Raw genomic sequence first — 10,991 nt, forward strand, 5'->3', positions numbered from 1 at the left:
TTAAAATGTACAGCCTGTTTTTTATATCGAATTGTCGTTCCATAATTCCTTATACAAAGTCTTTTAACAAACACAAATAAGCATCCTCGAGGTTTGGCAATACACTAACCGCATCAGGTGCGGGCTTTTCTTTGGCCAAACAACGCATCTTAATATTTTCGCCATCGCGCATGTGGTGAACAATCATTTGTTTATTGGCCATATTATCAAATTCCTTAGCCGGAACCGAGAACTGCCAAACAAAATTGTTGCCCATATTCACCATATCGTTAGGTGTTCCGAAATATTTCAGGTTACCGCGGTTGATTACCGCAACCTGGTTACACGAGCTCGAAATATCCTCGATAATGTGCGTCGAGAAAATTACGATCCGCTCGCGGCTCAGCTCTACCAGCAAGTTACGGAAACGAATACGTTCGCGCGGGTCGAGACCGGCGGTAGGCTCGTCAACCACCAAAATACGTGGCAGGTTCAGCAGAATTTGTGCAATACCAATCCGCTGTTTCATACCGCCCGAGAAGGCACCGATTTTATCTGTACGGCGTTCCCACATATGAACACTTTTTAATACATATTCCAGGCGGTCTTCACGCGTTTTGGTATCTTTTATACCTTTCAGAATTGCCTGATAGTCGAGGAATTCCCAGGCCGACATATTTTCGTAAGTACCAAAAGCCTGTGGCAGATAACCAATTAAACCCTGCAGCTCTTCGCGGTATTTTTGGGTATCCATTCCGTTTATCCATATCTTTCCGTAACTCTGTTCGAGCACACCGGTAATAATCCGCATCATAGTTGATTTACCGGCACCGTTCGGCCCGAGTAATCCAAACATACCCGTTTTAATTTCCAGCGTAACACCATTCAATGCCCTGAAAGGTTTCTTGCGTTTTCCGATAAGCGGAATTTGGCGAACCATGTTAAAGTATCCACGGCGAAGGACTCCAAAACGCCCCTCGATACGCGCAATATTTACATCTTTATTGTGAATGTATTCTGCAGTTGCATAGAAAACCAGCAAAATGTACCAGATAATTGCAAGGAAAATTACCATGCCCAGGTTATCCCAGTCTTTGTAGAAATAGAGCAGGAACACAAGTGGCACAATCCAGAATAAAATATTGTAAATCCACTTATTCAGTTTAAGGTAGAAGGCTTTCCCGGTCGCTTCATGTTTATTTATCAGCACCTGGTTTAATGGCACCCGCAGCAGGAAAAGGAAGAAGAAGACACCGTGCGACAATACCCACATCCACAAATGACTTTCAATGTAGAAGAAGGTAAAATAAGCCACAAAGATAAACAGCGGCACTTGCCAAACGAGATCTGAAAAATCGCGGAAATGTTTATAATCTTTTGTCAGGCCGGCACGTTCGCGGATTTTTAATCCCGATTTCCACTCGCGCATAAAACGCGAATCGCGGTCGTAAATTTTTACCAGCCTCCGTACTTTAATGCTTATCGGTTCGTTTTCATCGATCACTTTTTCGCTGGCCTGCCGCAAACTGGTCATGGTAAAGGCGACAACACCCGGCACCAAAATAACCAACAGAATAAAATCGAGCAGCTGCCATACAAAGCTATCTACCCGCAGGAAAATAAGAACAGCACCGATGATAAACACCGTTAACATTCCCAGTTTTAAGCCAAGATGTAGTGATTTTATCCAATTCAGGGCATTTTCCATTCCGGCATACAGGGTTGGAATAAAGATGAGTGTTAACAACGTGCTGAGCGCCAAACCGCCAATTACAGTTATGGCAAACGGTGCGCCAATGGCTCCAACATATTCGGCCTGCCCCATTGCCAACGGAAATAAGGCTACGATAGTTGTAATTGCAGTAATTAAAATCGGGCGAACACGCGAAAGGCCGGCGGCCATTAAAGCACGCGACTTCCGGTAGCCCCGTTTTCGGAGAATATTGGTATAATCAATCAATATAATTCCGTTGTTCACCACCACTCCGATCAGGATGATAAAGCCCATCAGGGTGTTGGCGTTAAACAGGCTGTTTCCGGTAAATATCAGCGCCAGGAATGACCCGATGGCGGCCAGCGGGATAGAGAAAATCAGCACAAATGGCGTTGATACCGATTCGAAAACCGATGCCAAAATCATTAAAATAAGAATAAATGCGGCGGCAATCAGAAACTTAAATTCGGCATACTGATCCTCTTCGTGAATCACCTCAACGGCAACTCCCGACGGCAGTTTATAGGCACCAATTATTTCATCAATTTCAAGGCGGTATGCTTCAAGCAGATCATTCGATTCGCTGGCTTCGTCAATAAAACTGTAGGTCAGTTCAATCTGCTTCTCCTGGTTTACACGGGTAACGCTGGCCATACCTTCGGCATACACCATATCGGCCAGTTCGTCCATATCGTAGGTAGCGCCCTGGTTATTGCTTACCTGCAGGCGGCGAAGATCTTCAATGCCTTTTTCATTGTCTTCTTCGTCAACACCATCGGGTAATTTTTCTTTAATTACAATTTCGTATTCTTCAGTTCCCTGCTTAAAATTCACTCCCGAGGTAAACTGTCTTGTAAATGTTCCCAGCTCCGAGGTTATATTCTGAAGTGTAATTCCGTATTCAGTCAGCAGCATCTGGTTGAAATACATGTGTACTTCGGGCCGGTTGTTCGACACGCTGATGTTTGCCCGGCGAATTGTTTCAAGGTCTTCGATGTAGTAAAGTAAGTCTTCGGCCACACCTTTCATTACCTCAAAGTTTTCACCTTTTATTACCACGCGCTCCTGGTTCGAACCAATTCCCATAAACTGCTGGAATCCCTGAGTGCCTGAACGGCCACCGCCGCCACCACCACGGAAACGCGCACTCGACGTAGGTGCTTCAAGGCCAACTTCTCCCTGCGAAACATTTCGAATACGGTCTTCAACATCTTTTTTGATTTCGGCAATGGTCCGGTCATCAATATCTTTGTAATCTTCGCGAAGAATGAAGGTCAGAATTGCTTCCTCTGCTTCAATATTCGCCGACAGATCTTGTTTCTCTGCAATATCCTCCAAACGGCTTTCCACATCGGCAACTACTTTATCAGTAGCCTCCAAAGTTGTTCCGGTTGGCATGGTAACGTAAATATTGAATTGCTCCTCTTCAACCTCCTGCAGATTGGTTACGCTAATAGCCAACACAATAAATACGGTTAAAAAGAAGAATACCAGCGCACCGATAATAGTACGCGCAGGAACACGCATACTGGCTTTTAGCAGCAGAATATAAATTTGAATGATGCGGTTATTGGTGGTTACTTTTTCGTAAAAAACATTGTGTTGCCGTTTTTTGCGCAACAGCACGTGAGCCGCCATTGGAATGAGCAGCAAAGCCACAAATAACGAAACAATAAGCGTTGAAATAATAGAAACACCCACGTGGTTACCCAGCAGCTTTACCATGTAATCGGTAGAGAAAACAAAGGGTAAAAATACGGTTACGGTGGTAAGTGTTGCCGCTACAATCGAACGCCAAACCTCTTTTGTTCCCTGGGTTACCGATTCCTCGGGACTCATTTTATTGCCCGAGAGCCGGTATATATTTTCGAGCACAACAATACTATTGTCGAGCAGCATACCAATGGCCAATACCAAACCAACCAGGGTTAAACTGTTCAGCGAAATATTGAACGCGTAAAACAGGTTGAAAGCGGTAAATACCGAAATGGGGATGGCCAGTGCAATAAATGAAACAATGCGCAGGTTTTTCAGGAACATCCAAAGTACAAAAATGGCCAGCAAACCTCCAACCAGCGCCAGGTCGATAATCTGATCGATGTTTTTCTCCATGGTTTCGGCCAGGTTAGTCTGAACCACGATTTGCACATCTTTGGCCGCCAGTTTTCGGTTTAATTCGGCAATCTCTTCCTGTACGTTATGCGACAGTTCGATAAGGTTGGCCTGCGAGTCGCTCACCAGGCTCATCGAAACCGCATCCAACCCGTTTATACGACTGATCGATGTTTCCTCTTTTACACCAAAAAATACATCGGCTACATCTTTTAAATAAATCGGACCATCGGCCACCACAATATTCTCGATGTCAGAAACCTTGTCATATTCGGCCGTAACATGCACAAAATACTGCTTTTGCGCATCGTGCAGGTAACCGGTAAATGTTCGGTTGGTTGAATTGCCGGAGATAGCACTCTGAATTTGTGCCGGTGTAATTCCGTAGGCCTCGCAGGCGCCCGCATCGTAGGTTACTTCAATCGAACGCTCTTTACCACCAAAAACCGATACTGAAGCTACCCCGTCGATATTTTCCATTTGGGCAGTAACTTCCTGGTCAACGATATTCCGCACACGATCAACACCACCGCTACCGCGTATCTGCAGCTCCATAAACTGGTTGGTAAGCTGGTCCAGATCAACACGGTTAACCGTTACAATAAAGTTATCGTCGAGTTCGCTCGCAATCAGGTCAATCTTCTCCTGCAATTTCAGGAAGGTGTATTTAAAGTTGACGTTCTGTTTAAAATTTACCTGTATGGATGCCGAGCGGTTGTTAATGAACGACTCCATATCTTCAATGCCTTCCATTGTCCCGATTGCTCCTTCAACCGGAATAACGGCCTGGTTTTCCAGGTAGCTCGGATCCACCTCAATCCGCGATTGAATCTGGACATACAGCATCGGGAGCTCGGCATTTGGCATGAGTTCCACCGGCAACTGTTTGTAAGAGATGTAACCCAACATGGTTAATCCCAAAAACAGCATACTGATGAATATTTTTCTGTTGATAATGAATTTCATTTTTTCTTTTTTTGGAACGCTGATGACACTGATTTTACAGATTATCGCAGAATTTGATTTGTGAATACTTTTCTTTTCACTTGCGGTTTTTTACCAAAGTTTAATAATAATCCTACTTCAATATCAGTCGCTTTTAAATAATTTATCAGTTGAAACTCATGTGCTTCTGTCACAGTTTCGGCTGCTTTTAACTCAAGAATCACGACATCCTCAACAATAATATCTGCATAATATTCTCCAACCACATCTCCCTGATAACTTACTTTTATTGGTTTCTGCGATTCAACTTTCAACTCCTCGTTTTGCAATTCTATTAAAAGTGCATTTTGATAGACCTTTTCCAAAAAACCATATCCCAATTCATTGTAAACCTTATAGAAGCACTTAATTATTGCTTCGGTTAAATCGGCATATTTGTAATCTGTTTGCATCTATCAGCGAGTTTCAGTTAAATCAACGTCATCTGTGTTCTAATTCGTCTTCACAAAAACACTCCTCACCCTATCCAACACATCGTAAACACAAGGGATTACGATAAGGGTAAGCAAGGTTGATGTTACCAAACCGCCAACCACTGCCAGCGCCATTGGCGAACGCAGCGATGCACTTTCGCCAAAACCAACGGTAAGTGGTAACAGGGCTAATATGGTTGTTAAACTGGTCATTACAATTGGTCGGATACGTTGCTGCCCGGCTTGCAGAATGGCTTGTTTTCGTTCAACTCCTTCGCGGATAAGCTGATTGATCCGATCGACCAGAATAATCGAGTCGTTTACGGCAATACCCACCAACATAATCACCCCGATAATGGCCATAATGTTGAATGTTTTTCCGAGAATAAAGAAGACGAGAACACTACCCACAACGGCCAGCGGAATTGTCAGCAGAATGGTAAACGGGTGAATGAGTGACTCAAACTGCGAGGCCAGCACCATGTAAACCAACACAATAGAAAGCAACAGCGCAAAAGTGAGGTTCGTCAACGATTCCTGCCGTTTTTCCTCTTCACCGGTTACCATGATTCGGTAATCGGGCAATAAATCAATGCTTGCTGTTTGCATGCGGATGTCGTTTGCCACATGATCCAGCGGAATACCATCTTCCAATTGTGCTGTAACTTTTCCTATGCGGTTTTGATTCCTTCTGAATATTTCTTTAGGCGATACGCCGTAACTGATATCAGCAATTTCACTTAAACGGAAAACCTGATCGCCCGATGTAATAATCAGCGAACCGATTTCATCGATACCTTTCTCAGGAACCTTAATGGTAATATCCTGCATTTCGCCGCTGCGTTCCAGTTCGCCGGCATCTTTCCCCTGCAACTGATCCTGCATTTGCGAAATTACACTATTGATATCGATGTTATACATTCCGGCGCGCATACGGTCAACGTGGATTTCAACCTCAGGCGCACCATCTTCAATCGATGTTTGAATATTAAACAGTCCGTTAACTCCCTGCATTTTTTCTTTTACCTGGTTAACAACGCGCTCAATTTCGTCCAGCTCTTCACCACGAACCTCAACCACAACAGGAGCTTCGTCGGTTCCCAGAATCGATTGCAGCGCACTTTCTTCCTGAGAAAAACTAACTTCCAGTCCTTCAATATCAGCCGTTAACTGATCGAGTGTTTTTACAATACTCTCGGTTGAAATGGTTGTTTCAGGTTTAAGAATAACCTTTAACTCTGCCGTATTTTCACCTTCAAAAACAGCATTTTGGTCGCCTGAAATACTTGACGACGGACCGGCCTGCGAATAAATTTTATCCAAATTATCGCCCAGGTAATCCATTAAAATACCTTCCAGGTTTTTCACTGTCGATTCGGTACGTTCCAATTCAGTTCCTTCCTGCAATTTCAGGTTAACAGTGAGCTCATGCGTTTGTGTTTTAGGCATAAACTCGGTACCAATGTGCGGGATCAACAATCCGGCGCCACCAATGGCTAAAGTTGTAATGATTATCACCATCCATTTCGCATCAATTACTTTTGATAAGAAACGGCCATAACCGCCGACTTTTACCGATTTTGATTTCAGCGGTGCAGTTTGTTTTCTGTAAAAACGGTGGTACATCATCGGGATTAAAAAGATGGCCACTACCAACGACGAAAGCAGCGAAAAAGCCACTGTCCAGGCCTGATCTTTAAACAACTCGCCCGAAGCACCATGCAAATACACAATCGGTAAGAATACGATAATCGTTGTAAGTGTTGATGCCGTAATTGCGCCACCCACCTGGGCTGTTCCGTTAATTGCCGCATCTTTTACACTCATACCATTTTCGTGGTTTCGGAAAATATTCTCCAAAACCACAATGGCATTGTCAACCAGCATACCCGCACCTAAGGCGAGCCCTCCCAATGTCATAATATTTATGGTGAGATGGTTGAAATACATCAGGTTGAAAGTGGCCACAATCGAAATTGGAATGGCAACACTTACAATCAGCGTGGTTCCGAAACGGCGAAGGAAAACAAACAAAACCACCACGGCCAGCAGAATACCCAGCAAGGCTGTTTCCTGCACTTCGCCAATGGCACTGCTGATGAAACGGCCCTGGTTGGTTACGCCAATCAATTCGTAGCCGGGAAGTGCTTTTTCAATATTTACCAAAGCTTCGTTGATTTGCTCAACCGCATTTACAGTATTGAATTTGGTTTCTTTGTAGATGGAAAGCCCCAAACAACGTTCGCCGTTGATGTGAACGATGTTTGTTGGTTCTTTATTACCAATGGAAACTGCAGCTACATCTTTCAGATAAACCGGTGCCATTGAAACGCGGTTTTGAGAGGCAGAAGCAGTTTCGGTGCTGCTAACAGCTTTGTAACCCACAATCAGGTTTTCAAAATCTTCAACCGTTTGCAACAGCGATACACCTTTTACGATGTATTGTGTACCCATGTCGGTAATTTGCCCACCCGAAACGTTGCGGTTAAAATTCTGAATACGCGATGCCACTTCGTCCATTGTAAGCCCCTGCGCATCGAGGCGATAAATGTCGGTTTCAATAATTATTTCACTCTCTTCCTGGCCCGACAATTCAACTTCGGCAACACCTTCCAAACGAACCAACTCGTTACGCACGTAGTTTTCAGCTACTTTTCGCAGCTCGTTCATGTTGGTAATTTCGTTGTGCTTCAGCCCGATTATCATTACCGGCGTAGTGTTTGGATCGTGTTGAGTGATCTGAAGTTCGTCAATATCGGAATTCTGGGTAAGCGTATTCAAGGCCTTTTGCAGGTCGAGAAAAGCTTCATCCATATCTTTATTCCAGGCGTATTCTACGGTTATTTGTGCCGATCCTACCCTTGAGGAAGAAGTTACCTGCACCACGTCGGACTGGCGAATGGCAAGCGCTTCGATGTTTTCAACAAACTGCTGCTCCATTTCTTCCGGAGGTCGCTCGCCCGAAGTCACTTCCACAAAAATGCGGGGTGAGTTCAGATCGGGAAACAGATCGACCCCCAGTTTATCGTACGAAATGTAGCCCAGCAACAAAACGCCAAGCACCACCATTAAAACGGTAACCGGGTAATCGACAGAAAATTGCGTTAATTTTTTCATAACTGATTTGTCTTTGTTTTACCGGCTACACTATAAAATCACTTTTACTTTTGAATTATCGCGGAGTGTTTCAAATCCTTTTATAATCAAACGGTCGTTCGCGCTGAGGCCTTCAGTAACTTCAATTTCATCCTGGTTGGAGATACCTGTTGTGATACGTCGATCATTGGCAGCGCTGTTACGCCCAACAATAAACACATACTTTCCACGCGAACCGGTCATTATCACGTCTTTCGGAATAACAACAGCACTGTCTTTCTGAGCCGTAATAATGTTGGCTTTTATAAACATTCCCGGACGCAGTTTCAGCTCCGGATTATCAATTTCGAGCTTACCTGTAAATGTGCGTGTTTCGTCGCTGATAATTGGCGACAGTTCAGTAACATGCCCCACAAGCGTATCTTCAGTAAGCGTATAGTTCGTAATCATTACTTCCTGCCCGGTTGTAACTTCCGAAATGTTTTTCTCGGGCAGGTTAATCTCTACATACATTTTGTTGTAGTTCATCAGGCTAACCATCCTTTCGCCGGCCGACACACGAACGCCTTCGGTGTAATAAGGCAGTGCAACGACAACTCCTGAGAAAGGCGCCACAACCTGCATTTTTGACAACTGTATTTCAGCACTTTCGTAATTGTTTTTGGCTGAAATCATCGACACTTCAGAGTTACGCATTTCGAGCAGGGTTACACCACCTTTTTCGTACAGCGACTTTTGCTTTTCGTATTCCTGTTCCGAAATCTCAAGGTTCAGTTTTGTCGATTCAATATTCAGTCCGTTCAGGTATTCTGCATTTTCCAGTTTTATAATAACCTGCCCTTTTTCAACGCGGTCGCCCAGTTGAAATTTGCGGCCCGTTCTTGGGTTGGTTTGTAAAATATAATTTCCTTCAATTTCAGAACTCAATTCGGTTTCGTAAACTGCTTTTGCCGTTCCGGTAGTACTTACAAACTGCTGAATACTTTTAAGTTTGATATTTTCAACTGAAACAGGAACAGCTAATTCTGTTGATTCAGAACCGGTTTGGTTGTTACACGAAATGGCGGCAACAACAACACCTAACAGGATAAGTAATTTTATATGCTTCATTTTTGGTATAATTTTCATGGTTTATTTTTGATTATCGGTTACATACAATTCCTCAGGAATAATGGCTTCGTTTTTTTCGAAATCGTACAGCGATTGTATTTTAAGGTTTAGCAATTCGATTTTATAATTTATAAGTGCCTGGCTTAATGCCACTTTTTGCGACGACAGCTGGTTTTGATACAGGTTTAAATCCATACCAGTCAGGTCGCCGTTCTCGTAACGCTCCAGGTTAATTTCGTAGGTTAGCTGTGCATTGCGTTCATTTTGTTTTGCCAGTTCAATTTGGTTCAACTGGTTAAGAATGTTACGGTAAACCTGGCGAATATCAACCACAATTTGTTTCTTTTCTTCATTCAGGTTCAACTCCTGCGATTCGATAGCAGCTTCGGCGGCGGCAATTCTTGCTTTACGCTCGCCCCAGTCGAAAATTGGAATATTAAAACTGATACCTACCGACGGACTTTTTGTTGGATTCTGGTAAATATTACCCAACTCATTGTTATCGCCGGTAATACCAAAACGCAGGTTCATATCGCCTCTGAATTCATTCTGCGATTTGGTACGGATAAGATCGAACTGACTGGTTTCCACATCGATTTCGCGCTGACGCAACTCCATTCTCGATTCCAAACCATTTTCAATGGCTTTATCCAAATCAACAGGAACAGGATTTACGCTTACATCGGCCAGAATCATTATATCTTCAAAAAGATCCATGCCCAAATAAAGCTTCAACTGATCTTTGGCATTCTCAAAAGCCACCTCATTGTTTTGCAAAGTAGATTTTGCCGTAGCCAGGTTCAATTCCGCCTGGTATTCTTCTTCTTTTGCAGCCAAACCGGCTTCCACCTTGTTTTTAATTATGTCGTAACTTTTTTGCGTATTGTCCAGCTCGTCTTTTGCAATCGACAAGTTCATTTGCGCCATATAAACGTTGTAGAAAAATTCGGTTACATTTCGCTCCAGGTTTAAGTATTGCATGGCGTAACTTATCCGGGCATTTTCAAAGTTCAGCTCCAGCTCCTTCAGTTGAAGTTTTAAGGTATTATAGGTAAATAAGGGCTGGTTCAGGTTCAAATACAGGTTGTTAAAAAACACCTCACTTTCGGTGAACGAAGAACTGGAATTATTACTCGACCAGCCAAACTCGTTGGTAAGCGAGATGGTACCATCGGTTATTAAAATTGGCTGAGCAACGGTAAATAAGGTACTTGTTTCGAAGTTTTCGTTGGTGTACCATTCGGAAACACGGTTATCGAAACGCCGCTGTTTACTGTAATTTACCGGATTAACCTGTAGCGAGAAACGCGATTTCAGAGCGGCCCGCTGGGCTTCCAGGTTTTTTTGGTAACGCTCGAGATTTAATAACGACAGCTTCAAATCAGGGCTTCCCGTTTCGGCAATACTTAAAGCCCTTTCCAGGGTTAAGGCCTCCTGTGCCTGAACAGCAAAAGTAGCAGCCGCCATAACAAACACGGCAATTGCCAGCTTTCGCATAAGTTTGATTTTTGTTTTCATCTTAGTTAAAATTTTTCTTCAATTGTTCCGTTCCGAATTCGCCA

The 10,991-nt window shown here is 43.5% G+C and carries 5 protein-coding genes; all 5 read right to left on the minus strand.

Annotated elements, in window-relative coordinates; all coding sequences use genetic code 11:
* Positions 1-49 precede the first annotated feature (49 nt).
* The 5 genes from BMW53_RS12730 to BMW53_RS12750 are packed head-to-tail and all read right to left on the minus strand — an operon-like array spanning position 50 to position 10,947.
* Positions 50-4,771, minus strand: coding sequence for an efflux RND transporter permease subunit (locus tag BMW53_RS12730; RefSeq protein WP_038558060.1), 4,722 nt, complete (start codon positions 4,769-4,771; stop codon positions 50-52).
* Positions 4,772-4,812: 41 nt separating this feature from the next.
* Complete coding sequence (locus BMW53_RS12735) at positions 4,813-5,202, minus strand: GxxExxY protein (protein ID WP_038558058.1); 390 nt, start codon at positions 5,200-5,202, stop codon at positions 4,813-4,815.
* 39 nt (positions 5,203-5,241) lie between these two features.
* Positions 5,242-8,340, minus strand: coding sequence for an efflux RND transporter permease subunit (locus tag BMW53_RS12740; RefSeq protein ID WP_038558056.1), 3,099 nt, complete (start codon positions 8,338-8,340; stop codon positions 5,242-5,244).
* A 30-nt stretch (positions 8,341-8,370) separates the two neighbouring features.
* Complete coding sequence (locus tag BMW53_RS12745) at positions 8,371-9,429, minus strand: efflux RND transporter periplasmic adaptor subunit (protein WP_038564524.1); 1,059 nt, start codon at positions 9,427-9,429, stop codon at positions 8,371-8,373.
* Positions 9,430-9,450: 21 nt separating this feature from the next.
* A complete protein-coding gene (locus tag BMW53_RS12750) occupies positions 9,451-10,947 on the minus strand; it encodes a TolC family protein (protein ID WP_038558054.1) in 1,497 nt (498 codons plus the stop codon).
* Between the last annotated feature and the right edge of the window lie 44 nt (positions 10,948-10,991).

It is taken from the genome of Draconibacterium orientale, from assembly GCF_900111425.1.
Lineage (GTDB): Bacteria > Bacteroidota > Bacteroidia > Bacteroidales > Prolixibacteraceae > Draconibacterium > Draconibacterium orientale.

Coding starts and splice junctions, on each gene's coding strand:
- BMW53_RS12740 (WP_038558056.1), bottom strand. CDS start 8,340: ATGAAAAAATTAACGCAATTTTCTGTCGATTACCCGGTTACCGTTTTA.
- BMW53_RS12730 (WP_038558060.1), bottom strand. CDS start 4,771: ATGAAATTCATTATCAACAGAAAAATATTCATCAGTATGCTGTTTTTG.
- BMW53_RS12745 (WP_038564524.1), bottom strand. CDS start 9,429: ATGAAGCATATAAAATTACTTATCCTGTTAGGTGTTGTTGTTGCCGCC.
- BMW53_RS12735 (WP_038558058.1), bottom strand. CDS start 5,202: ATGCAAACAGATTACAAATATGCCGATTTAACCGAAGCAATAATTAAG.
- BMW53_RS12750 (WP_038558054.1), bottom strand. CDS start 10,947: ATGAAAACAAAAATCAAACTTATGCGAAAGCTGGCAATTGCCGTGTTT.